This window comes from Roseiterribacter gracilis (assembly GCA_018332375.1).
GTDB lineage: Bacteria > Pseudomonadota > Alphaproteobacteria > BOG-932 > Roseiterribacteraceae > Roseiterribacter > Roseiterribacter gracilis.
The window spans coordinates 708,746-732,296 of sequence record BOPV01000001.1 but is presented as its reverse complement, the minus strand read 5'-3'; the positions used below and the strand labels follow the sequence as shown (position 1 = coordinate 732,296).

The 23,551-nt window shown below is 62.9% G+C and carries 25 protein-coding genes; 15 read left to right on the top strand and 10 right to left on the bottom strand.

Going from position 1 to position 23,551, the window contains the following annotated elements; all coding sequences use genetic code 11:
• The first annotated feature begins 82 nt into the window (after positions 1–82).
• From TMPK1_RS03620 to TMPK1_RS03605, 4 genes are read left to right on the top strand one after another with little or no spacing between them, the layout of a single operon-like run.
• The gene (locus TMPK1_RS03620; protein ID WP_420241502.1) at positions 83–1,018 is read left to right on the top strand and encodes an ABC transporter permease; all 936 of its coding nucleotides are present in this window, start codon (positions 83–85) and stop codon (positions 1,016–1,018) included.
• Positions 1,015–1,881, top strand: a complete 867-nt coding sequence (locus tag TMPK1_RS03615; RefSeq protein ID WP_420241501.1) for an ABC transporter permease — start codon at positions 1,015–1,017, stop codon at positions 1,879–1,881. Before TMPK1_RS03620 ends, TMPK1_RS03615 begins: the two co-directional genes overlap by 4 nt.
• Positions 1,878–2,816: an ABC transporter ATP-binding protein gene (locus TMPK1_RS03610; RefSeq protein WP_420241500.1), complete on the top strand. Its 939-nt coding sequence runs from the start codon at positions 1,878–1,880 to the stop codon at positions 2,814–2,816. The genes TMPK1_RS03615 and TMPK1_RS03610 overlap by 4 nt, the downstream gene beginning before the upstream one ends.
• Positions 2,809–3,768 (top strand): ABC transporter ATP-binding protein, encoded by a 960-nt coding sequence (locus TMPK1_RS03605; RefSeq protein ID WP_420241499.1) that lies wholly within the window; start codon positions 2,809–2,811, stop codon positions 3,766–3,768. The genes TMPK1_RS03610 and TMPK1_RS03605 overlap by 8 nt, the downstream gene beginning before the upstream one ends.
• On the opposite strand, the gene TMPK1_RS03600 is transcribed toward TMPK1_RS03605, so the two are convergent.
• The gene (locus TMPK1_RS03600; RefSeq protein ID WP_420241498.1) at positions 3,723–4,460 is read right to left on the bottom strand and encodes a DUF3108 domain-containing protein; all 738 of its coding nucleotides are present in this window, start codon (positions 4,458–4,460) and stop codon (positions 3,723–3,725) included. The genes TMPK1_RS03605 and TMPK1_RS03600 overlap by 46 nt on opposite strands.
• Before the next feature lie 48 nt (positions 4,461–4,508).
• On the opposite strand from TMPK1_RS03600, the gene TMPK1_RS03595 reads away from it, so the two are divergent.
• The 3 genes from TMPK1_RS03595 (at position 4,509) to TMPK1_RS03585 (ending at position 7,205) form a co-directional block, all read left to right on the top strand.
• Entirely contained in the window at positions 4,509–6,038 is a 1,530-nt protein-coding gene (locus TMPK1_RS03595) for an ABC transporter substrate-binding protein (RefSeq protein WP_420241497.1), read from the top strand.
• Between the two features lie 67 nt (positions 6,039–6,105).
• The gene (locus TMPK1_RS03590; RefSeq protein WP_420241496.1) at positions 6,106–6,381 is read left to right on the top strand and encodes a glutaredoxin; all 276 of its coding nucleotides are present in this window, start codon (positions 6,106–6,108) and stop codon (positions 6,379–6,381) included.
• Between the two features lie 98 nt (positions 6,382–6,479).
• A complete protein-coding gene (locus tag TMPK1_RS03585; protein ID WP_420241495.1) occupies positions 6,480–7,205 on the top strand; it encodes a hypothetical protein in 726 nt (241 codons plus the stop codon).
• 12 nt (positions 7,206–7,217) lie between these two features.
• On the opposite strand, the gene TMPK1_RS03580 is transcribed toward TMPK1_RS03585, so the two are convergent.
• Entirely contained in the window at positions 7,218–7,784 is a 567-nt protein-coding gene (locus tag TMPK1_RS03580; RefSeq protein ID WP_420241494.1) for an AAA family ATPase, read from the bottom strand.
• 70 nt (positions 7,785–7,854) lie between these two features.
• Positions 7,855–8,907, bottom strand: a complete 1,053-nt coding sequence (locus TMPK1_RS03575; protein ID WP_420241492.1) for an alpha/beta hydrolase — start codon at positions 8,905–8,907, stop codon at positions 7,855–7,857.
• A gap of 218 nt (positions 8,908–9,125) precedes the next feature.
• Here TMPK1_RS03575 and TMPK1_RS03570 point away from each other — a divergent pair, with 218 nt between their 5' ends.
• The 4 genes from TMPK1_RS03570 to TMPK1_RS03555 all read left to right on the top strand — a co-directional run bounded on the left by TMPK1_RS03570 (position 9,126) and on the right by TMPK1_RS03555 (position 13,122).
• A complete protein-coding gene (locus tag TMPK1_RS03570) occupies positions 9,126–9,779 on the top strand; it encodes a DUF1190 domain-containing protein (RefSeq protein WP_420241490.1) in 654 nt (217 codons plus the stop codon).
• 6 nt (positions 9,780–9,785) lie between these two features.
• A complete protein-coding gene (locus tag TMPK1_RS03565) occupies positions 9,786–10,988 on the top strand; it encodes a glutathionylspermidine synthase family protein (protein ID WP_420241489.1) in 1,203 nt (400 codons plus the stop codon).
• A gap of 92 nt (positions 10,989–11,080) precedes the next feature.
• Positions 11,081–12,235: an acyl-CoA dehydrogenase family protein gene (locus tag TMPK1_RS03560; RefSeq protein WP_420241488.1), complete on the top strand. Its 1,155-nt coding sequence runs from the start codon at positions 11,081–11,083 to the stop codon at positions 12,233–12,235.
• Positions 12,232–13,122, top strand: a complete 891-nt coding sequence (locus tag TMPK1_RS03555) for an alpha/beta hydrolase (protein WP_420241487.1) — start codon at positions 12,232–12,234, stop codon at positions 13,120–13,122. Before TMPK1_RS03560 ends, TMPK1_RS03555 begins: the two co-directional genes overlap by 4 nt.
• 6 nt (positions 13,123–13,128) lie before the next feature.
• Here TMPK1_RS03555 and TMPK1_RS03550 read toward each other — a convergent pair whose 3' ends face one another.
• The 5 genes from TMPK1_RS03550 to TMPK1_RS03530 all read right to left on the bottom strand — a co-directional run bounded on the left by TMPK1_RS03550 (position 13,129) and on the right by TMPK1_RS03530 (position 17,366).
• The gene (locus TMPK1_RS03550) at positions 13,129–13,587 is read right to left on the bottom strand and encodes a GNAT family N-acetyltransferase (protein WP_420241486.1); all 459 of its coding nucleotides are present in this window, start codon (positions 13,585–13,587) and stop codon (positions 13,129–13,131) included.
• 161 nt (positions 13,588–13,748) lie between these two features.
• Positions 13,749–14,537: an SDR family NAD(P)-dependent oxidoreductase gene (locus tag TMPK1_RS03545; protein ID WP_420241485.1), complete on the bottom strand. Its 789-nt coding sequence runs from the start codon at positions 14,535–14,537 to the stop codon at positions 13,749–13,751.
• A gap of 13 nt (positions 14,538–14,550) precedes the next feature.
• On the bottom strand, positions 14,551–15,726 hold the full coding sequence (locus tag TMPK1_RS03540) for a zinc-dependent alcohol dehydrogenase (protein WP_420241484.1): 1,176 nt from the start codon (positions 15,724–15,726) through the stop codon (positions 14,551–14,553).
• A gap of 26 nt (positions 15,727–15,752) precedes the next feature.
• Positions 15,753–16,340, bottom strand: coding sequence for an SRPBCC family protein (locus TMPK1_RS03535; RefSeq protein ID WP_420241483.1), 588 nt, complete (start codon positions 16,338–16,340; stop codon positions 15,753–15,755).
• Between the two features lie 42 nt (positions 16,341–16,382).
• Complete coding sequence (locus TMPK1_RS03530) at positions 16,383–17,366, bottom strand: DUF6328 family protein (RefSeq protein WP_420241482.1); 984 nt, start codon at positions 17,364–17,366, stop codon at positions 16,383–16,385.
• Between TMPK1_RS03530 and TMPK1_RS03525 the strand changes: the two genes are divergently transcribed.
• Positions 17,332–18,048: an HAD family hydrolase gene (locus TMPK1_RS03525; protein ID WP_420241481.1), complete on the top strand. Its 717-nt coding sequence runs from the start codon at positions 17,332–17,334 to the stop codon at positions 18,046–18,048. The genes TMPK1_RS03530 and TMPK1_RS03525 overlap by 35 nt on opposite strands.
• A gap of 87 nt (positions 18,049–18,135) precedes the next feature.
• Here the strand turns inward: TMPK1_RS03525 and TMPK1_RS03520 are convergent, their stop codons facing one another.
• Positions 18,136–18,660 (bottom strand): YciE/YciF ferroxidase family protein, encoded by a 525-nt coding sequence (locus TMPK1_RS03520; protein WP_420241480.1) that lies wholly within the window; start codon positions 18,658–18,660, stop codon positions 18,136–18,138.
• A 291-nt stretch (positions 18,661–18,951) separates the two neighbouring features.
• On the opposite strand from TMPK1_RS03520, the gene TMPK1_RS03515 reads away from it, so the two are divergent.
• From TMPK1_RS03515 to TMPK1_RS03505, 3 genes are read left to right on the top strand one after another with little or no spacing between them, the layout of a single operon-like run.
• Positions 18,952–21,852, top strand: coding sequence for a M14 family zinc carboxypeptidase (locus TMPK1_RS03515; protein WP_420241479.1), 2,901 nt, complete (start codon positions 18,952–18,954; stop codon positions 21,850–21,852).
• Between the two features lies 1 nt (position 21,853).
• Entirely contained in the window at positions 21,854–22,702 is an 849-nt protein-coding gene (locus TMPK1_RS03510; protein ID WP_420241478.1) for a fumarylacetoacetate hydrolase family protein, read from the top strand.
• 35 nt (positions 22,703–22,737) lie between these two features.
• Positions 22,738–22,887 carry a hypothetical protein gene (locus TMPK1_RS03505; protein WP_420241477.1) on the top strand — a complete coding sequence of 50 codons (150 nt, stop codon included), beginning with the start codon at positions 22,738–22,740 and terminating at the stop codon, positions 22,885–22,887.
• Positions 22,888–22,893: 6 nt separating this feature from the next.
• Here the strand turns inward: TMPK1_RS03505 and TMPK1_RS03500 are convergent, their stop codons facing one another.
• Positions 22,894–23,394, bottom strand: coding sequence for a hypothetical protein (locus TMPK1_RS03500; protein WP_420241475.1), 501 nt, complete (start codon positions 23,392–23,394; stop codon positions 22,894–22,896).
• Between the last annotated feature and the right edge of the window lie 157 nt (positions 23,395–23,551).

Genomic DNA, 23,551 nt, shown 5'->3' with positions numbered 1-23,551 from the left:
CGGTTGGACCTGGGTCCCCGCCTTCGCGGGGACGACGTTCCGTCGTTTGCGGGACGCAGCGTCCGCCGCTAGCCTCGGGCTCGTGCTGCACCGAGTCCTGACAAGCGCGCTGATCCGTGCCGCCGAGCTGATCGCGCTGCTGCTGGTCGTGGGAACCGTGCTGTTCTTCCTGTTGCGGTTGGCGGGCGATCCGGCCGCCGTGCTCGCCGGCCAAGGCGCAACACCGGAACAGATCATCGCCATCCGCCAGGCCTACGGGTTGGATGGTCCGCTACTTGCGCAATATCTGACCTATCTCCGCCAACTCGCGGTGCTCGATTTCGGCACGTCGCTCGCCAGCGGCGAACCTGCGCTTGGCAAAGTCCTGCATCACCTGCCCGTCACCTTGCTGCTCGCAAGCGCTGCGCTGGCTTTGTCGATCCTGCTCGGTCTCGGCACCGGCGTGTTTCTCGGCGCGCGCACCGGCCGCAACGACGGGCGCATCGCGTCGCTGCTGCTGTTCGTCGTGCAGGGCGTGCCCGGCTATGTCGTCGCGCTGTTGCTGATCAATCTGTTTGCGGTCCAGCTGCACTGGCTGCCGCCATTCGGTGTCGTGAACTGGCGCGGCTGGTTTCTGCCGACCCTGGCGTTGGCAGCGTTCCTGGCTCCGAAAATCGCGCGCGTCACCGCGGCCAATCTACAAGAGGCGTTGCGCGAAGATTATGTCCGCCTCGCCTACGCCACCGGTGCTGCACCGCGCACGGTTTTGTGGCGGCACGCGCTGCCGAATGCGTTGCTGGGTGCAACCGCACTTGCCGGCACGCAGCTCGCGTTCCTGTTGTCGGGGTCGGTCGTGACGGAATCGATCTTCGTCGTGCCCGGTATGGGATGGTTGTTGATCCAGTCGGCACGCAGTCTCGATTTTCCCGTGCTGCAAGCGCTGACCGCGGTCGTCGCGACAATGGTGTTCCTGATCAATCTCGGCACCGACGCGCTGTTTCGCCATCTCGATCCGCGTTTGCGAAAGCAGCAGCGATGATCGCTGCCGCGACACGCCTGCGCCGCGCGCACGCACGCACCAACGCCGGCCTTTGGGAGTTGCGCATTGGCGGTGCGCTGGTCGCCGTCTTGCTGGGGTTGCTGGTGTTGCGCGGCGTGTTGCCGATACCGGATCCGTTGGCGGCAAATCTGGTCGACCGCTTCCAGCCGTTCGGCACGCCGGGACATGTGTTCGGCACCGATCAGAACGGCCGCGACCTCGCCGCGCGCGCCGTCGCCGGACTGCGCTGGTCGATCGGCTGTGCTGCGCTGGCGACGTTATTCGCAGCCACGATCGGCACCGTCCTGGGCTTGCTCGCCGCGATGGTCGGTGGTTGGACACAGCGCATTGTCGATCACGGCGTCGCCGCGATGATGGCGTTTCCAGCAATCGTCGCCGCGGTGGTGATCCTGGCCGTCGCGGGCAGCGGCTTCATGCCGTTGGTGTTGACGATCACCTTGCTTGGCTGGGCCGTGTTCGCGCGCGTCGTGCAAGCGGAAGCGACTGCGCTGATGGCGCGGCCGTATGTCTTGGCGGCGCAGCTTGCCGGCGCATCGCGCCTGGCGATCGCGCTCGGCCACGTGTTGCCCGGCATCGCGCCGACCTTGCTCGTCATGGTCGCATTCTTTTTCGGCGACGCCTTGATCACCGAAAGCGCGCTGACCTTTCTCGGTCTCGGCGCGCCGTTCGACGCGCCGACCTGGGGCAACATGCTGCAAGAAGGACGGCTGCGCATGTTGCAGGCACCGTGGCTGATGCTGGTGCCGGCTGGTTGCATCATCGTCACCGTCCTCGCAGCCAACCTGCTGGGCGACGGGATCGCGGCTTGGACGCGCCGCGACCGGCATTCGTTCGCCGCATGAAGCTGCTCGACCTGCAAGACCTGCACGTGGCGACCGAGGACGGCGTGAAGCTGGTCGACGGCGTCGATCTCGTTATCGCGCAAGGCGAAGCGCTGGGGCTGGTCGGGGAATCGGGCTCGGGCAAATCGCTGACTGCGCTGGCGCTGCTCGGCCTGGTGCGGGCGCCACTCGATGCGCGTGTAACGCGGCTGGCGATCGCGGGCCAGGAGATGCGCGACGCCGACGAGACGTCGTGGCGGCGCTTGCGTGGCCGCAGCGTCGCGCTGGTGTTTCAGGATTCGACGACCGCGCTCAATCCGGTGCGCACGATCGGCAGTCTGCTGGTCGAAACCATCTGCCGCCATCAACGCATTTCCAAACGCGAAGCGCGCGCCCGCGCGCTCGACCGGTTGCGCGACGTCGGGCTGCAGCCGCATCACGCCGACGCCTATCCGCATCTTCTGTCCGGCGGCATGCGCCAGCGCGCGATGTTGGCGCTGGCCCTTGCCAATCGCCCGCGCCTGCTCGTCGCCGACGAACCGACGACGGCGCTGGATGCCACCATCCAGTTGCAGATCCTGCATTTGCTGCGCCGTGAATCGCGCGACCGCGCCTTGTTGCTGATCACGCACGATCTCGGCGTTGCGTCCGAACTCTGCGATCGCATCGCCGTGCTCTATCACGGCCGCGTACGCGAAATTGGTTCGGCTGCGCGGCTTCTGTCGACGCCGCGGCATCCCTACACGCGCGCGCTGCTGGATCTGGTGCCGCGCTTTGACATGGAGGCGTCGATCCCGACGCCGATCCCGGGATCGCCACCGGCGCCGGGCGAGCAGATCCAAGGTTGCTCGTACCGTCTGCGCTGTCCGCGCGCGACCGAGCAGTGTTTGGAGCGTCCGACGCTCGAAGGCGACGCAGACTACAAGATCGCCTGCTGGAATCCGCTCAATGACTGAGATCCTCGCAGCCCACGACGTCGCGGTCGAGTTCACGCACGACGGGCAGACGTTGCAGGCGGTGCGCGGCATCGATCTCACGCTCGACGAAGGCGAGACCTTGGCGCTGGTCGGTGAATCGGGTTCGGGTAAATCGACCTTGGCGCTGGCGCTGCTCGGCGTGCATCAGCTTGCACGCGGCAAGGTCACGTTTCGCGGCGACGAACTTGCGTCGGTCGAACCGCACATCTTTCGCAAACACGTGCAGCCGGTGCTGCAGGATCCCTATGCCAGCCTCGATCCGCGCTGGCGGGTGGCGCGCAGCATTGCTGAGCCGCTGCACGCGTTGAAGTTCGGCAATATTGAGGCGCGCGTCGCCAGCTTGCTCGACGCAGTCGGGTTGGCGGCCGAATTCGCCAGCTATTTGCCGAACGCCTTGTCCGGTGGCCAACGGCAGCGCGTTGCGCTGGCGCGCGCACTGGCGCCGGAACCGTCGGTGTTGATCGCTGACGAGCCGCTATCGGCGCTCGACATGTCGGTGCAGGCGCAGATCCTGACCTTGCTGGCGGACTTGCAGCGCACGTCGCGGATCGCACTGTTGCTGATCGCGCACGACCTGACCCTGGTGCAGCGCGTGGCGCAGCGTGTCGCGGTTCTGTATCTGGGGCGCGTCGTCGAACAAGGCCCTGCTGCGCGCACGCTCGCAGCACCATTGCATCCATACACCGCCGCCTTGATTGCAGCGACGCCGTCGCTGGCACGAACCGCCGCCGATGCCGAACGTCTCGTGCTGCCGGGCGAACCACCCTCACCCTTGGCGCCACCGCCAGGCTGCGAATTCCATCCGCGCTGTCCGATTGCGCGCGACATCTGCCGCACCGAACGACCGTTGCTGGTCGAACACGCGCCCGGACGAAAAGCTGCGTGTCACTTTGCCGGTGAGATCACCCGCTCGAGCGACATCAGCTCGTAATAGGTTTTCATATAGCCGGCGACCTGGCCTTTCAGGAAAATGTAATCGCCGTCGGCGGTCGTCCACACATGGTATGGCGGATGGCGTGACGGATCTTCGCTGTCATAGTCGTCGTTGGTTCCGTATTTGAAATGCAGCGCCTCGAACGTGCCGGCACCGACCGTGACCGTTTCCGGTCCGACGAAGTTCAAGGTCAAATCGCGCGCAAGCAGCATCGGGCCGGTCGCGCCGCGATGATCGAGACTGGTCATCATGATCAGCGGCAGGCGTTGCCGTCCCGGCCCCTGACTCAAATCGTAGCGATTGAGGTGCCACGCATCGCCCTGGATCGGATGCGCGCCGAGCGTGCCGATCGGACGGTCCAGCGTGTAGCGTTGTGAAATTCTGCCCTCGCGCGCCGTGAAACCTTCGCACTCGGCGAGTTTGTCCGTGAAACGGTACCAGCTCGATCCGACAAATTCGTCGCCGACGCTGAGCCGCACCGACGCGTCGGTCGGATTCCACGCTGCATCGACGCTGGTCGTTACCAGTCGCAAGACATTCGGCGCATCGTCGATTTCGGCATGCGCCTGCAGGCTGCGCCGTCCGTCGCGATGTTTGATGATCGTGAACTGTTCACGGCCGCGCTCGTGCCCCATCCGGTCGGGCTTGCGACTGGTGTAGAGGATCGAGCCCCGAATTGTTTCGTGCATCTGCTCTCCTCTCCTGGATAATCGACCGCCGAGATTGGACGGCACCGCATGCGCGTGCAACATAGCCCGGCCGTGCCCACCGCTCTTCGCCATCTCGCATCCATTCTGCTGCTGGCCATTGCGCTTGTGCCCAACCGCGCCGGCGCTGCTGACCGGACCGTGCGCGCGGGGCTGATCGCGTTGCCGCCGGGATTGGGCAATCCGTTTCGCGACACGCAGATCCCATCGTCCTATGTGATCACGGCCATCTATGACGGGCTTACGCGCTTTGATGCGCAGGGCGACTTGCAGCCATGGCTCGCGCTGTCGTGGGAACGCACCGATCCCGTCACCTGGCGCTTTCGTCTGCGGCCGGGCGTGCTGTTTCAGGACAACACCAAATTCGACGCCAACGCAGTCGTCACGGCGGTCGACTATTTGATCAGCCCGGCGGCGCAGCGTGAATCGGTTGCGCGCGAATTGAGCCAAATCAAAGAAGCACGCTTCGTCGACGAGCTGACCGTCGACATCGAAACCAAATGGCCCGATCCCGCTTTGCCGCGCAGTCTGCCGGTGCTGTTCATTCCGCAGCCCGCGTTGTTTCGCGCCAAGAATATCGACGAGTTCGCGCAGGCACCGATCGGAACCGGCCCGTTCAAACTCGAAAGCTGGACGCCGACGCGCGCGACTTTGGTTGCGCACAAGCGCGGCTGGCGCCCGCCAAAGATGGACCGGCTGGAACTGATCGCGATGCCCGAAGCCGACACGCGCGTGCAATCGCTCGCCGCGGGTGCGATCGACCTTGCGGTCGGGCTCGGCGCGGACGAGATCGAAGGTCTCAAAGCAGCCGGCATCCGCAATCTGGTCACGCACGAACCTGGCGTGATGGGCATTGCGTTCCTGACCACCAAGCCCGGCCCGTTGGCGGACGTGCGCGTACGGCGCGCGTTGATCCTTGCGGTCAACCGGCAATTGATCGTCGAAAAAGGCCTGAGTGGATTGACCAGCACCGCCGCCGGCGTCGCACCTGCCGGCGTGATCGGCCACGACCCGCAGCTCACGCCGATGCCGTACGATCCGGCGCGCGCAAAGCAATTGCTCGCCGACGCCGGGTACGGCAACGGGTTCCGCTTGATCTTCGACATTGTCGTCGGCGGCACCGCCGGCGACGTCGTCATGTACCAGCAGATCGCGGCCGATCTGCGCAAAGTCGGTGTCGAGGTCGAACTGCGCGCAATTCCGTTGCAGAAGCTGCTGACCAATGTCGCGTTCGGCGGCTGGACCAGCGACGGGTTCGGCATTCCCTACAGCTCGTCACCGACGCGCGACGTGTTGCGCGCGCTGCGCGTGAATTCGTGCCTGTGGCGCGCGCCGTGGTTCTGCGATGAAAAACTGACGGCGCAGATCGAAGCGACGACGCGCGAAGCCGATCTCGATCGCCGCATCGCCATGACGCGCGATCTGGTCGACGCCTATTACGACGCGGCCCCGCATCTCAGCGTCTATGACAATGTCCGGTTCTTCGGCCTGCAGCCGGCGCTAACGGGGTTCAGCGAATCGAACGACCTGATCGACTGGGCTGCGATCGAGCGACGTTGAATCGAGCGCCGGCGATTCTGCCGTCAAGCCGTTGCACGAATCGCCGCGAACCGGATTTGATCCGGCGATGCACCTGACCGTCCATTCCAAGTCCGATTGCCCCTATTGCGTGCGTGCCAAAGAGGCACTGACCAAGCACCAGGTGCCCTACACCGAAATCGTCCACGACGATGAGAGCGAGCGGCAGAGTCTGTACGCCGCGCTGGGGACGAAATTTGGCCGGCCGCTCAAGACGATGCCGCAAATCATTCTGAAAGACGGCGCGCAAGAGCATCTGATCGGCGGCCATGACGAGCTGATGCAGTCGGGCCTGCTGCAATCCTGGCAGGCGCTCGCGCGGTAACCGAACGGGCCTTCTCGCAGGAGGGCCGAAACTCGCGCCAACGCCGCGTAAACGCGGTGCAAATCGTCGACAGTCGATGTCGACAATTTTAATCTGCCATGGCTATGGTCGCCGCGATGTTGGTTCGCCCCACCCTTCTGCGCATTGTCGCAGCCGCGCTGCTCGCGCCGGCTGTTGCGTTCGCTGCTGAAGAGCCCGGAAAACTGACCTCGACGACGTCGCCGGCGCCCCCGATGGGCGTGCTGTCCTCGTCCCCGGACAGGCTTCCGACGCAAGGCCAATCGACCAGCAGCCAGGTGACGCCCGCGCGCCCGCCCGTCCGCCGGCTAAGCCCGTCCGAGATCTACGCCCGCGATCACGCGCGCCGCGCGCCCGCCGCCGCCCCGTCTTTCGCGACAGTCCGACCGCCGATGCGCAAGCCGCTGCCGGGCGAAGGCCCGGACAATCCCAGCCCCAAAGACGCCAAGGCGGCCAAAGAGGCCGCCGCCGCACCCAAGCCGGCCAAGGCTGAGAAGCCAGCTGCTGCCCCGGCCCTCGACGGCTTCCTGGCCGAGAAGCCGGAGCCGAAGGCGCCGGTCGCCAAGGCCAAGGTCGTGAAAAAGAAGACGACCACCACGACGGTGACGGCGGGACTGCCGCCCGGCCCGGCTCCAATTCCCGAGTTGATCGTGCGCCCGGCAACGCCGGCCCAGATCTACGAGCGCGCGGCGGCGCAGTACCGGTCGCTGCGCAGCCGCGATCTCGAGATGGTTCGCCATCTGATGCCGTCGCAGCAATACGAAGCCAAACTCGCGGCAATCGAAGCTTCGTATCACCCGCAATAAGCGGGGCTTGTTTCAGGTCGGATCGTAGAGGTCGGTCAGATAGCCGCCGCGTTCGCGGATGGCGGCGACGATATGTTCGACGGCGCGATCGACGCAGTTTGCATCCACCGCCAGCTCAATGAACGGAATGTTGTTCTTGGCCAGCAGCTGCTCGATCAGCTTTTCGCGCCGGTATGAATCCGACTCGTCATGCACGCGGACTTCGTTCTGGTAGGCCGATCCATCGTTGCGGCGCAGGAAGAAGTTCACGCAGTCATGCGCGTGGTGCGTCCACAAGACAAAATCATGGAAGCTTTGCGGATATTCGGGCGGCGCGTAGATCGATGACAGCAAGGTCGGGCTGTCGGTCACGACGATGTCGGTTTTTCCGATACAGCGTTCGACCCAGTGATACTGGTTTCCCAGCACGAAAGACTGGTTCTTGAGCGCGGCGATGTTGCCGTCGAGAATCAGGCTTTTGGCGAATTCCGTCACCTGTTCGGCGAGGAAATGGCGCGCTTTCAGCTTGCCGACGATAGCGCCGGCGAGGCCGCTTTTGCCGACCCCGGATCGGCCGAGAAGATTGACGACGAGAGTCACCGAAAGTGTGTGCCACTTTCCTTCGGAGGTCGCAACGAGCGCCGCCGCCGGCAGCGCTCGTCGCCGCGTTTCAGCTCTTCAGTCCTTCATCGAAGAACAACTGCACTTCGCGGAACAGTTGCATCCGATTCTTTTCCATCAGAACCGTGTGCGTGCCCTCGCCGATCGTCACCAGGCGCTTTTCCGGCGCGTTGACCAGCAGCGAATAGAGCGTGCGCGCCAGCGTGACCGGCGTGTCCTGGTCCCATTCGGCGCCGATCAGCAGAGTCGGCACGGTGATCTTTGCAGGATCGTAGACGGGTTTGCCGGCCTGCCAGAAATCCTTGCTGTCGGCGACCGTCCCGTTGGGCGCGCGCAGCACCGGCGGGTTCATTTTCGCGCCTTCCGGATCGCTGGCGAAGGTCGCGTCGGCCCACGCGTCGAAGAAGCCGGCCGGGATCAAATCCTTCTTCTTGTCTTCAGCAACGCCGGTCAGCCAACGCGCCAGTGCGGCCTCGCGTTTGACGCTGCGATACGCACCCAGCGGGCCGGGCTGCGCGGTTAGGCTCGGCGTGTCGCGCAACCATTGCGGCGCGTATAGGACAAGGCGATTTACCTTGGCGGCGTTCTCGGTCGTGTAGGTCGCCATGATGGTCGTGCCCCACGACCAGCCGAGCAGATTGAGCTTCGACAATTTGCGCTTGGCGAGAATGTGATCGACCGCGCTGCCCACGTCTTTCACCGCAGTGACGGTGCGCACCAGCGGCTCGTTCTGCTCAGGCGGCAGACTCATTTCTTTCGGGCGCGAAGACTTCCCGTAGCCGCGCAAATCAACCAGCCAAACGTCGTAGCCGCGCGACGCGATATATTCCATCCACGACGTGCCGGCGAGTTTGAGGTCGAACGCCGTCTCTGCCGGATAGGTCGATCCGTGCACGAACAGAATGGTGCGTTCGGGCGAAAAATTCTTCATGTCGGCCGGACGCTTGTTGCGCACATAGATCGAAATACCGGGCTCGCCGGTGGGCACCATCGCCTCTTCCATCACCAGCTTTGCCGCCGGTGGGGCGCTGGTTTCTTTGGCAATCGATGGGTGCGCAAACCCCAGCGCGACGGCGACTAGGATGCCGAGTCTCAACAACATGTTTTCCTCCCCTTTGTTGGCCTTTTTGTTGGCCCTGCTTGTTCTCGCGATCTTGCGCGCAAACCCACGAGAACGGTTCGCGGTCAAGAAAATGCGGACTGCAGGGCGGTCGTAGCCGACCCGCCAAATGCCTATTCCGTCTCTTGTCAGGAATGCCTATCTAAGACGGATCAGCCCCCGGCCGAGAAGCAACACACGGTGGGCTATGGAGGAAGATCATGCGTCGGTCGCGTTCGATCGCGCTTTTGTTCATGGCGGCGGCGCCGATTGCGCTCACCGCATGCGACGACAGTGCAAAAAAGCCGACACCGGTCGGCAGTTTTGCGTCGCCTGCTGCGTGTCGCGAGTCTGGACAATTCACCGACGAGCAATGCAACGCGGCGCTGCGCGACGCGCAGGCGCAACATGAAACCCGCGCACCGCGCTACGAATCGCGCGAAGCATGCGAAGCCGAACACGGCGCTGCGGCGTGCGAGCCGCGCGAACGCAACGGGCAAAGCTGGTTCATGCCCGCACTCGCCGGATTCATGATCGGCCGCGCTTTGTCGGGCGGTGGCATGATGCCGTCCGCGCCGTTGTACGGCAGCGCAAGCTGCGGCAGCGGTCTCGGCCAACGCGCTTGCGCATCCGGCAGCTCAGGTGCAGCGGGCGGCTTTCGTACCGCGACCGGTGCTGCAGTCAGTCCGGGCGTGACGACGATGCCGGCGGCTGCGGCTGCATCGACAGTGCAGTCAGCGGCAGCACCTGCGCGCACCGCGTCCTCGACCTTTAACAGCGTTGAACGCGGCGGCCTCGGCACGCGTGCGGAAAGCGGCACGATGGGACCGACTGGTCGTGGCGCTGCTGCGTCGGCTGGCGAAGCAGGTAGCTGAACCCACATGCAGCGACGTCCGGGCTATGCGCGCGACTGGCAAGCGTCAGCCGCACGCGCCAACTTTGACTTCCGTCGTGCCGACGGCAGCATGTGGTGGGACGAAAGCGCCTATTACGCGCTGACGATGGACGAGGTCGACGAGATCGAAGCAGCAACCACTGCAATCGAACAGCTCGTCTATCAGGTCGTCGCCGACGCGATCGAACAGCCGCCCTTGCTGCGCGCGTTGCAAATTCCGGATTGGGCACACGGGTTGGTGCGCGATTCCTGGCGCGGCCAGGAACGGCACCTCTACGGCCGCATGGATTTCGCGCGCGGCAAAGACGGCAGCCTGAAACTGCTCGAATATAACGGCGACACGCCGACTGCCTTGTTCGAAGCGGCCGTGTTCCAGTGGGAATGGCTGGAGACCGGCAAACAAACTGGCGCATTGCCGCGCGATGCGGATCAGTTCAACTCGATCCACGATCGTTTGATCGAAGCGTTTCGCATGTTGGGATCGCGCGAAGGACGTTGGACCTTCGCGGCACTTGGTTCGTCGGCCGAAGATCTCGGCACCGTCGCCTATCTTGCCGACACGGCGCTGCAGGCGGGCCAGGATATTCAGCTGCTTGCGATGCACGAAATCGGCCTCGCCGATGGACGCGTGTTCGTCGATCTGCAGGACCGTCCGATCACCGACCTGTTCAAGCTCTATCCGTGGGAAGATCTGCTGCGCGAAGATTTCGGACTGGCGATGTTGCGCGCGGCGCAGGCGCGCGAAATTCGCGTGCTGGAACCAGCCTGGAAGATGGTCGTGTCGAACAAGGGTCTGCTGCCCTTGCTGTGGCGCGCTGCCAAAGGCCATCCGAATTTGCTGCCGTCCTATTTCGCGCTCGACGTCGAGCAAGGCCGCGCACCGTCGGGTTGGCACGGCGGCAAAGGCATCGTGACCAAAGCGCTGTGGGGGCGCGAAGGCGCCGGCACGTCAATCTGGCTCGGCGCCGACGATCGCCCGCCGCGCGCAACGCCCGCCGACGCGCCCGTCTTCGAACCAGGCTGGTACATCGACCAGGCCTATAGCGAGCTTGCGACCTTCGACGGGCAACGTCCGGTGCTGGGATCGTGGACGGTCGCAGGTCAGGCGGCCGGACTCGGCATTCGTGAAGACAGCGAACTCGTCACCGGCGGCAACGCACGCTTTGTGCCTCATGCGATTGTCGGCTGACGCCCACGGGCACGCAATTGTCGGATAGCGCATTCTATGGTTTCTGAACCGCCGAAAGCGCGTCCAAGAACGCGCATCTAGGCGAGGAAACGATGGCACAAGTAACCACCCGTTCGAGCTGGGCTGACGACGATCTCGAGCTGTTCCGCGACTCCCTGCGGCGCCACATCGTCGATGAACTCGCGCCGCACGCCGAAGAATGGCGCGCACAGAAAATGGTCAGCCGCGAAGCGTGGAAGTCGCTCGGCGCGATGGGCGCGCTGTGCCCGTCCGTGCCCGAAGCCTACGGCGGCGTCGGTGGCAGTTTCGCCTATGAAGCGATGGTGATCGAAGAACTCGAACGCGGCGTCAGCGAGATGTCGGTCGGCTTTTCCGTGCACAGCGCGATCGTCGCGCACTACATCGTCGAATACGGATCGGAAGAGCAGAAGAAGCGCTGGCTGCCCGGCATGGTGTCGGGCGAGATCATCGGCGCGATTGCGATGACCGAACCGGGGGCCGGCTCCGACGTGCAGTCGATCCGCACCAGCGCGCTGAAACAGGGCAACGTCTACAAACTCAACGGGCAGAAGACCTTCATTACCAACGGCCAGCTCGCTGGCGTGATCCTGGTTGCAGCCAAGACCGATCCCAAACAAGGCGCCAAAGGAATCTCGCTGTTTCTCGTCGACGCAAAGTCGGCGGGATACCGGCCCGGTCGCAACCTCGACAAGATTGGCCTCGCAGCCTCCGACACGTCGGAATTGTTCTTTGACGACGTCGAGCTGCCGCCCGACACGCTGCTCGGACCGGAAGAAGGCAAAGGCTTTGCGCAGATGATGCAGCAATTGCCGCAAGAGCGTCTGGCGCTCGCCATCGGCGGCATCGCGGCAATGGAACGCGCGATCGAAATCACAATCGAATACTGCAAAGACCGCCAGGCCTTCGGTAAATCGATTCTGGAATTCCAGAACACGAATTTCAAACTCGCCGAGCTGCTGACCGAATGCCGCGTCGGTCGTGCCTTCGTCGATGATTGCATCAGCAAACACGCGGCCGGCACGCTCGACGGCGCTACGGCGTCGATGGCGAAGATGTGGATCTCGCAAAAGCAGAACGAGGTGGTCGATGCCTGCCTGCAGCTGCATGGCGGTTATGGCTATATGCGCGAGTACGAAATCGCGCGCCGTTTCGTCGACGCGCGGATTCAGAAGATTTATGGTGGCACCAACGAGATCATGAAGCTGCTGATCGCCCGCACGCTATGACGCTCATCACCTCGCCGCGCGACGAAAACCTCGAAGACGTTAAAGCGCTGCTGCGCGAAGATGCGGCGCGCCAGGTTCGCGGCATCGAAGAAGTGCGCCGCGGATTCGACGCGAAATTCACACCGCTGCCGGTTCCGCCCGGCTGCATGATCAAGCCGATCGCAAACGGCGAACAGATCACGCCGACTTGCGGTGAGACCGGCAAAGCGATGCTGTATCATCACGGCGGTGGATTCACGGTCGGCAGCCGCAACAGCCACCGGCATTTCGTCGCCCGTCTTGCCGAAGGCTGCGGCATCGTCGCCTTCAACATGGATTACCGGCTCGCGCCCGAGCATCCCTATCCCGCCGCGCTCGACGACGCGGTCGCCAACTATGAAGCGATCCTCGCAAAAGGCTTCGCGCCGAGCGACATCGTCGTGGCCGGCGAATCGGCCGGCGGCAATCTCACCGCAGCGCTGCTGCTGCGCTTGCGCGACGCGGGCATGCCGATGCCTGCCGGCGCCTATCTGCTAAGCCCGTGGCTCGACCTCGCCTTGCGTGGTGCGTCGTACCAAGAAAACGGCGACAGCGATCCGCTCTTCTTCCAGGCCGCTGCCAAAGCCTATGCGCGCGGCACGCCGCTCGACCAAGCATTGGTTTCACCGCTCTATGCAGACCTCACCGGCTTGCCGCCGCTGCTGCTGCAAGTGTCGAGCGATGAATTGATGTTGAGCGATTCCACCGACTTCGCGCGCAAAGCCGAAGCAGCCGGCGTCGCCGTGACGTTGCAAGTGTGGCAGAACACTGTGCATGCGTGGCCGTTCCTGCATGCGCAATTGCCGCTCGTCGCACAGGCCGCGATCGACTATGTCGCAGCTTGGGTACGGCCGGTGGTACGGGCGTAAGTCGTCCTAGAAAATCTTCCGGTACACGACGAACCCCGACGCGTCCGCGACCTTGTCGTAGAGCTGCATCGCCGTGTGATTGGTTTCGTGCGTCAGCCAGTAGACGCGTGGTGATTCCGCGCGTTGTGCCATCTCGTAGACACCGTTGATCAGCGCGCGACCAACACCCTGCCCGCGCGCTGCTTCGCTGGTGAACAGATCCTGCATGTAGCAGGTCAACGCCACCGCAGTCGTGCTGCGATGAAACAGGTAATGCGCCAGACCAAGCAGCCGCCCGCCGCTTTCGGCGACCAGCGCATGCACGGGCTCGTTCTGGTCGAAAAACCGATCCCAGGTCACACGCGTAACCTCGCGCGGGAGCGCGGTCGGTCCAGCGCGGCCATAGAATTCGTTATAGCCATCCCAGAGCGGCAGCCAGGCTTCGTAATCGGACACGGCGACAGGGCGAATGACGCAGTTGTTCATGCGATGCGCGTAGCACGCGGGTTGCCAGCACGACGCTTCCACTTGCACACGGTTGCAGGTGCCAATTCACAGGCGGAACGCGACCCTGCATTCCGCGGCAAACGCGATGGCCGCCTGCGCGAGGCGGCCGCGACTTGCATCAGCCGCGGCCCAAATCGCCTTTATTTTTTGATGCCGCCGCCTGGCTCGGCCATATCACGGTGCATTTCTGCGGTGACCGATGCAGGTAGGATATGCGCCATCGCCGCCTGCAGCTTGTTCTTCCACCCAGCAACGATTTCGCCGTCGCCATTCATCATCGCGTCGAAGCCGGTCTTGGCGACATCGGCCGGGTCGGCCTTGTTATCCGCACGACCGACTTTGGTGTCGAGCATGTCGGCACGGGCGAAAAATTCAGTCTCGGTCGGCCCGGGTTCGAGACAGGTGACCGTGACGCCGCTGTCTTTCAGCTCAGCCCGCAACGCCCAGGAAAAGGAATCGAGAAACGCTTTCGAGCCGTTATACACCGCCTGATACGTGCCCGGCATAAAGCCGGCGATCGAACCGGTGATCAGGATTTTGCCCGCGCCGCGCGCGCGCATTTCGCGTCCCACGAGCTGCAGCAGATAAATCGTGCCGGTGATGTTGGTGTCGATCACCTGCATCACCTCGTCAAAATCCTGATCCAGAAACCCTTTACCCAGGCCGCGACCGGCATTGGCCAACAGCGCGTCAATTGCGCGCCCGTTGGCTGCAGCATACAGCTCGTCAACCCCATCCGTGTCGGCGAGATCGACTTCGAGCGCTTCAACAGTCGTGCCATATTCCCGCAGCGCAAGCGCTGCTTCTTCAATTTCCGGTTCGTCCGCCGCAATCAGCAGATCAAATCCGTTCTGCGCACACAGTTTTGCCAGTTCAAAACCGATGCCGGTCGACGCGCCGGTGACGATTGCGAATTTCCGATCGGTCATATCCGGCTCCTCCTCAATGCGGCTTCAGAACGACTTTGGTCACGTCGTTCTGTTGTTCCTTGAACATCTTGTAGCCGTCAGGTGCTTTCTCGAGCGGCATGCGGTGGCTGATCAGGAAAGTCGTGTCGATCTTCCCTTCGCCGATCATCTCGAGCAGCTGCTTCGAGTATTTCTGCACGTGCGTCTGACCGCTTTTGACGGTCAGGCCCTTCTCCATCAGCGCGCCGATGGGGAATTTGTCGGCCATGCCGCCATAGACACCGGGAATCGAAACGCGTCCGCCCTTGCGCACACAGTGAATCACCTGCCGCAATGCGTGGGTGCGATCGGTCGCAAGCCCGACTTTCGCCTTCGCCATGTCGAGCACGTTGTCGATCGCCCAACCGTGGCTTTCCAAGCCGACGGCATCGATACAGGCGTCGGGACCGATGCCGCCCGTCATTTCGGCCAGCGCCTCATGAACATCGACATCTTCGAAGTTCAGGATCTCCGCGCCCAGCGACTTGGCGAGTTCCAGCCGGCGCGGATGGTGATCGATCGCGATCACACGATGCGCACCAAGGATGAGCGCGCTTTGGATGGCAAACAGACCGACCGGGCCGCAGCCCCAAACCGCAACCGTGTCGCCGGGCTCAATCGCGCAATTCTCGGCCGCCATCCAGCCGGTCGGCAGAATGTCGGACAGGAATAGGACTTTCTCGTCTTCCAGACCGTCGGGAATGACGATCGGGCCGACGTCGGAATACGGAACGCGTACATATTCCGCTTGGCCGCCGGCATAGCCGCCGGTCAGGTGCGAATAGCCAAACGCGCCGCCCATCGGATAGCCGTAGGCGATCTCCGACATGTCGGCTTTGTGCGCCGGATTGGAGTTATCGCACGCTGAAAACTGCAGATGCTCGCAGAAGAAGCACGAACCGCACGAGATCGTGAACGGTACGACGACGCGATCGCCAAGCTTCAGCTTTGCGTTGCCGTGTCCGACTTCGACCACCTCGCCCATAAATTCATGGCCGAGTATGTCGCCCGCCTGCATGGTCGGAATATAGCCGTCGTAGAGATGCAGGTCCGAACCGCAGATTGCGGTCGACGTGATCTTGATGATGCAGTCACGCGGATTGACGATCTGCGGATCGGGCACCGTATCGACGCGAACATCCTGCTTGCCGTGCCAGGTGAGTGCACGCATTCGACTTCTCCTTGCCTTCTGTAACGTTACGCGCGCGGTGCGGCGTCTGGCGGTTCGCTGGTGCTGATCTCGCCGGTTTCCATGAACTGCTTCAGGCGCCGCAGGTCGCGGCGTGCCTGAATCTTCGGTTCCTTCTGGAAAAGCTTTGCGAGGATGCGGCCGACTTCGCCGGCGGGCGCGTCATAGACGATGGTCGCCGTAACTTCCGTGCCGCGACCGGGTGGGCCATCGCGAAACTCGACGCGCCCCGTGTGGCGCACGTCTGCACCCTCAACCGATTCCCAGGCGAGCAACCGCCCCGGGTCGTCTTCAGTGATCACCGAGTCCCATTCAACGGTACGCCCTGCCGGCGCCGTGACGACCCAGTGCGAGCGCCGATCGTCGATTTTGTCGATGCGCTCGACATTCTCCATGACCCGCGCGAGGTTCGCTACGTCGCGCCAGAATAAATAAACGTCCTGCCGCGGCCGATTGATCGTGACGGTGCGTCCGACGAGCGTGCCGTTTTCCCAATCGCGATCCTGCTGATCGATCGCCGCGCGATCGGACCGGACGGACGACGAAACCGGCGCGTCGCCGATTTCTTTCTTGGCTTCAAGATCGAGTGTGGTCATGCGACGCGAACTTGCGAGACGCGCGCCGGTTCCATGGTTGGATCAGCGCGGACGCATCCAGAGCGGAACGATGTGCCAGAGCGCGGTCAGCCCGAGCAGCACAACGACGCCGCATGCGACCGCCAGGTCGGTCGCATGCAGAATCTTTTCGACTGCGACACAGCAATCCGCGGCAAGGCCCAGCGCCAGCGGAATCGTCGCCGCGAAGACCATGCGTCCGCCCAAGGCGAGAAACTGCGCACTGTTTTCACCAGCGTAGACTGTGCGGTGATACACGGCCGGGGCCATCAACAGAATGATCGCCAACGCCATAAGGCCCAGTGCAGCGAGATGCAGCCAGCGCGCATAGGGCGGCAGCGCGTCGAATCCCTGGGTCACGATGACGGCCAGCTGAAATCCCAGCATCGCCTGCACCCCCGGCAAGTTCGTGCGCGCTTCGGTCAGCATGTACGTGATTTTTTCGGACATCGGCGTGCCCTCCTCTTGCCGCCCCGCAGCAATCTTCCGCGCGGCTGCGCCGTACCGCGCGCGATCCCGAAACGCGAGCCCGTACCAGAACCACAGCGCCAGCGCGCCAAATGCGACGCCGCTTGCGAGCGCGAACATCGTGCTGTTCGTGCGCGAGAGTGCGACAGCCATGTCGATCGCAAGCGCCCCGGCCAAAGGCAACAGAGCGATGAATGTGCTGCGCGTGATGCAGACTTCGATCCGTCGCGTCGCTGTATAGCCGTCGACAGCACCGTGCTGTGCACCGGGCACAATCAATGCTGCCAGCGATGCAATCAGCAGAATCAACGCTGCTGCACTGGCGAATTTGGCCGTATCCGCCAGCGCGTCAAAGCTGCTTGAAATCCGGCCTGAAATTGAAACCCGATCAGAACCTGGCACCCGAGTACGAGCATGCGCGTCTCGTCGAGGCCGGTTTTGACTTTCTCGCCAAACTCCATCGTCAGCCGGAAACCTATACCGCCGTCGCAGGTTCCTGAGGTTGATGATTGACGCAGTAATTTTCGACGTCGACGGCACCCTGGTCGATTCCGTCGTCCACGAAATCGTGGCTTGGCACGAAGCCTTTGTCCGCAACAATTTTGACGTCACGCGCGATGCGGTACGGCAACAGATGGGCAAAGGCGCAGACCATCTGCTGCCCACCTTGCTGCCGCAGGAGAGCAAACGTACGCACGACCGGATCGCTGAAGCGCAAGGAAAGATTTTTCGTGCGCAGCACCGTCCTGATGTGCGCGCCTTCGCCATGTCCGCTCCGCTAATGACGCGCCTGCGCGAAGCGGGCGTGAAAATTGCGATCGGCTCGTCGGGCGACAAGGAAGATATCGAACACTATTTGCGCCTCACCCGCGCGACCGACCTCGTCGATGTTCTCGTCTGCATGGACGATGTTGAGCGGTCCAAGCCCGACCCCGACATTTTCCAGCTCGCGCTCAAACGTTTGGGCGGGCCGAACACGCAGCGCGTACTGGCCATCGGCGACACGATCTATGACGTCCAGGCCGCGACTGCGGTCGGAATTCGCACGATCGGCGTTTTGGGTGGCGCCTTCGGGATGGCAACGATGCGGAAGGCAGGTTGCATCGCCGTCTATCACGATGTCGCGGAACTCTTCGCACGGCTTTCGGCTTCACCCTTGCGTTTGGATGACGCCGATCTCGGTGCCGACGCACGCCTCGCGGCGGTGCTGACCCGTGGCTGAAGTTGTTATGAAGGCGAACAGATCGCCGTGACTCAGCAACGGTGAAATGAAGCGGCGGGCCGGCAATTACGCCGGCCCGCCCGAACCTCAACCGACTTCTTCTTCCTCTTCCGCGCCGGCCATCTCGATGGCCTTGCGGTTGATGCCGCCGACCGCAAGCTTGGTCAGCAGTTTGTCGGCATTGAGTTCTTCATTGAGCGTTTCGCCCATCAGCAAACCTACCGGGCGCAGATCGAGCGACTTGGCCAAGGTGGTCAGCGAGCCATAGGCCGCGATCTCGTAATGCTCGACCTTTTGCGCCGCGATGATCAGGCCGACATCGAGAAATTCCGGCGGCAGGTCTTCGTCGATCAGCTCCTGCGCCTCTTCGACTAGACCTTTCATCGCTTCGCAGGTCTTGGCGCGCGGCGCCGCACCCAACTCGGCAAACGCCTTTTCGAGCCGTTCGACCTGACCTTTGGTTTCTTCCAGATGCGTCATGAACGCGTCCTGCAGCTGCGGATCGGTCGCAGCTTTTGCCATCTTGGGGATCGCCTTGAGCAGTTGCTTTTCGGCGCTCAGCGTGTCGCGTAACTCATTCAGCAGAAAATCCTGCACTGATTTGATCGCCATCATTCGTCTCCCGTGTCGAAATCATGTCCCGCTGGCGTGAATGCGCAGGTCCGTGGTGGGTTCAACACCGGGCGGGCACAAACGGTCCCTGCGTCCGGTCGTTTCGTCAGGAAAATGAAATTTGCAGCTTCGGCAGGACGAACGGTCGCCTTGGCACCGCACGTGCCGTCAACCGCTAACAAAACGCTGCCGGAAATCGGCCGTAGACAAAGCAGATGGGGCACCGGATAGAGGCTGATCCAAGAACGCCAGAATTGGCGCGTGGAACAGGCTTCAAGTCGGGGACCCACCATGACGAAATCAATCTCGGCCGTGCTTGCGCTTCTCGCCTTCGCCGCAACGGCCCACGCCGAGCAGAAACCGGATGTCGAATACACCAAGCTGATCGAACAGCATCTGGTCGACAAACGGATTACGACCGAGCTGGTCGATCACATGCCGGCGTCCGACACCGTCCCCTCGCCGCTAAAATTCTTCGGCCGCATTCCCGGCACGCCCGGCGAACTGACCTACGCCAAAGACATTCAGCGCTATTACGAGACGCTCGCCAAAGCGTCGCCGCGCGCGAAGTTCTTTACCTTGGGCAAGACCGAAGAAGGTCGTGACCTGATCGTGCTCGCCATCGCCGATGAAGCGGTGCTGAAAGATCTCGACCAGAACAAGGCTGCGCTGGCTGCGCTCGGCGATCCACGCAAAACCAGCGAAGCGCAGGCGCGCGCGCTGATCAAAACCGCCAAGCCGATCTACTGGCTCACCAGCGGCATTCATTCGCCGGAAACTGGCGGGCCGGAAACGCTGATCGAACTCGCCTACCGTCTGATCGTCGAAGACACGCCCTTCGTCGAGCAGATCCGCAAGAATTCGGTCGTGTTCATCACCCCCGTCGTCGAAGTCGACGGACGTGAGAAACATGTCGACACCTATTACTACGGCAAGAAGACCAACAAGCCGAAGCCGCCGCTGATGTATTGGGGCCGCTACGTCGCGCACGACAACAATCGCGACGGGATGGGCCAGTTCCTCAAACTGACGCAGGCGATCACCGCCGGCATGTTGGAATGGCGTCCGACCGTGCTGCACGATCTGCACGAAGCGCAGTCCTATCTTTACGCTTCGACCGGAACCGGCCCGTACAACCCGTCGCTCGATGCGATTCAAAGCAACGAATGGTGGTTGCTGGCGCAGACCGAAGTGATGGAGATGGCCAAGCGCGGCGTGCCCGGCGTCTGGACCTACGGTTTCTATGACGGCTGGGTGCCCAACTACCTGTTCTGGATTGCGGTCACGCACAATTCCTTTGGCCGCTTTTATGAGGTGCAGAGCTACGGCCCTGACATCAACAAAGAACTGAAACTGCCGCCGACCGTCACCAGCCGCGAATGGTACCGGCCGAACCCGCCGCTGCCGTCGATCGCCTGGGGTCCGCGCAACACGGTCAACATCCAGCAATCGGCGCTACTCTTCGCGCTCAACAAGGTTGCGAGCGACCACGAGCTCTATCTCGAAAATTACTGGCTCAAGAACAAGCGCGCGATCGACGCCGGCAAACAGGCGGATGCGATCAATGCCTGGGTCGTGCCGGCGAAACAGACGGCGAAGCTCAACGTCGCCGACATGTTGAACACGTTGCGCCGGCAGGGTGCTGAGATCAGCGTAGCCGATACCGACTTCACCGCCGGGAAGGTCAAGGTTGCTGCCGGCGACTATGTCATCCGTGCCGATCAGCCCTATCGTACCTTGCTCGACATGTATCTCGGCGTGCAGGTCTACCCCGCCGCCAATCCTCGCCCCTACGACGATACGGGCTGGACGATGCAATATATGCGCAATGTCGACTTGAAGGTCGTGCGCGATCCCGCCGTGCTGCAGCAGAAGATGACGTTGCTGACTGCGGACATCGCGCCCAAAGGCACAATCACCGGCAGCGGCAATACGATTCTGATCAACCACACCGGCGACAATCCGTTGGTCGCGCTGCGCTTCAAACTGCCGAACGCCAAGATGCAGGCAGCCGAAGAAGCGTTCGAAATCGACGGCCGCAAATATGCTGCCGGCACCTTCATTCTCACCAACGCGGATCGCAACGCGGTCGAGAAAGTCGTGGCCGAGCTTGGCGTCAGCGGCGAAGCGGTCGCGACGGCGCCGTCGGTCAAATCTCACGCGCTGACGACGCCGCGCATCGGCTATCTCCATTCCTGGCTGCGCACGCAGGATGAAGGCTGGTGGCGCGCGGCGCTGGACGCGTATGGCGTCCCCTACACCTATTTCGCCGACATCAAGGTGCGCGAAGGAAATCTGCGCAAGAAGTTCGACGTGCTGATCTATCCGACGGTGAACGGCACGGTGGCCGACGCGGTCAACGGCGTGCCGCTGCACGGCAACGATCCGATCCCCTACAAGAAGAGCGAGCTGACGCCCAATCTCGGCGTGCTCGACCAGGCCGACGACATTCGCGGCGGTCTTGGCGTCGACGGCATCGCCGAGCTGAAAAAGTTCGTCGAAGCGGGCGGCACACTGATTGGCGACGGCACCACGGTCGAGCTGTTGACGCAGTACGGCGTTGCCCAAGGCGTCAGCATCAGCAAGCCGACCGATCTGTTCAGCAAAGGCTCGATCATGCGCGGCGTGCTGGCCGACCAGGCGAGCCCGCTTGTCTACGGCTACGAAGGCAAAGAACTGCCGGTCTATTTCTCGGAAGCACCGGTACTGACGGTGGGACGTGGCGCGGGCATCAATCCGTATTTCGATCCCAACGCGCCGGGCGCGCGACTGAGTCAGAACGTGACGCCGAACGCAGTGCTGCCTGCGGTGTCGCCGTGGAAACCCGATCCTGCGACCGAAGAGAAAAAGCCAGCGCCCAACCCGTCGAACCTGTCGCCGTTCGGCAGCAACAACCGGCGCTCGTTCGGTGCCGAGCCGACGCAGGAACCGCGCACCGTGATGCAGTTCCCGGCCAAGGCCGACGACATTCTTCTGTCGGGCTTGCTGGTCGGCGGCTCGACGCTCACCAACAAAGCGCTGCTGGTCGACGTCCCGTCGGGCAAAGGCCACATGGTGCTGTATGCGCTGCGCCCGTTCTGGCGGTGGCAGACGCAAGGCAGTTACTTTCTGGGCTTCAACGCGATCCTGCATTGGGATCATCTCGACGCCGGCACGCCGCCCAAGAAAGAAGCGGCGAGCGGCGGCCTGTGACATGAAGCTGTTCCGCTTCGGACCGAGCGGCAGAGAGCGGCCGGGCATTCTCGACGCGCAAAATCTGCGTCGCGATGCCTCCGCGCTGCTGCCCGATCTGAGCGGGACGTATCTCTATCCGTCGGCCTTGGCGCAGTTGCGCGACGCCGATTTGAAGCGCCTGCCGATCATCGGCGACGAAGTTCGTCTGGGTCCGTGCGTCAACAACGTTGGCAACTTCATCGCCGTCGGACTCAACTATGCCGATCATGCCGCCGAAGCGGGCATGCAGGCCCCGGCCGAGCCGATCTTGTTCAACAAGGCGCAATCCTGCGTCAGCGGTCCCAACGACGACATCGTGCTGCCGCGTGGCAGTAGCAAAGTCGATTGGGAAGTCGAGCTGGCGATCGTGATCGGCGCCGAAGCAAGCTATCTCGCCGAGTCCGACGTCGACACGGTCATCGCAGGCTATTGCGTTTGCAACGACGTGTCCGAACGCGGCTGGCAGCTCGAACGCGGCGGCGGCCAATGGATCAAAGGCAAAGGCTGCCCGACATTCGGCCCGCTTGGTCCCTATCTCGTGACGCCGGACGAAATCGCCGACGTGCAGGCCTTGCCGCTTTGGCTCGACCTCAACGGCGAGAAAATGCAGCGCGGTTCGACCGCGACGATGATCTTCACCGTCCGGCAGATCGTGGCGCACGTCTCACAATTCATGCTGCTGCGACCTGGCGACGTGATCACGACCGGCACGCCGCCTGGCGTCGGCATGGCGCAAAAGCCGTCGCGCTATCTGCGCGAAGGCGACGTCGTGACATTGGGGATCGAAGGGCTGGGCGAACAGCGGCAGCGCGTGGTCGCGTCGCCCTAACCGGAACCTGCGCCCGGCGACGCGGTTCAGTTTGTATGATCCGCAAACTCAAATCCGGTGAATACCGACTCTATTCGCGGAAGGTGAATCCGAAGACCGGCAAGCGCCGCAATCTCGGTACGTTCAGCACGCGCGCCGCAGCCGAAAAACACGAGCGCGACGTGCAGTACTTCAAACGGCACTGACTGCGTTTATTGGCATTTCAAACGGCGGCTGGTCGGATCGACCGAGCCGTTGTTGATCGCTGTGATCAGCGGATGCCCGCCTTCGAGCGTCTCTTCGGGTGGTGCCACGTTCAAGCTCAGCGACCGTTGGCGCTTCGGCGCCGGATCGCCCTCACCGCTATCATAGATCAGAATGCTGCCGCCGCCGAGCAGAACGCCCTGGAAATTCTTGTTTAGGAAATTCAGGTCGTCGCCGACGACGTTCTTCTCGACGCGCGCGTCGATGATGCTGCTGTATTCTTTCAAGAACTGCTTTTTGTCCTTGATCTGAGTCAGCTCGGCTCCGACGCAGACACGGATCGGGTAGCGCACATTCTCGGCGATCCAGTTGGCATCGTTGCGCTTGATCGCCGCCTGCACCGACGATGCAAAGGCGCGCTCACGCACCGTGACGTTGGGATTGTACGCCGCGTCGGCCACGGGTGCAGCGGCCAACAGCAGCGCGAGAAAAAGCAAAGTCCGGATCATCGAAGCTCCCGCACGGTCAGCGATACGGCGTCGAAATATACGAGATCCTGCTGGCATCTAACAACGCAGGCGCCGGCGGCGGCCTCCACTCGGATGCCCTGTCCGGGTCGCCCATACCCGTTGGAACGGCGCCGATTCGTGTTTCAACGCCGACGCC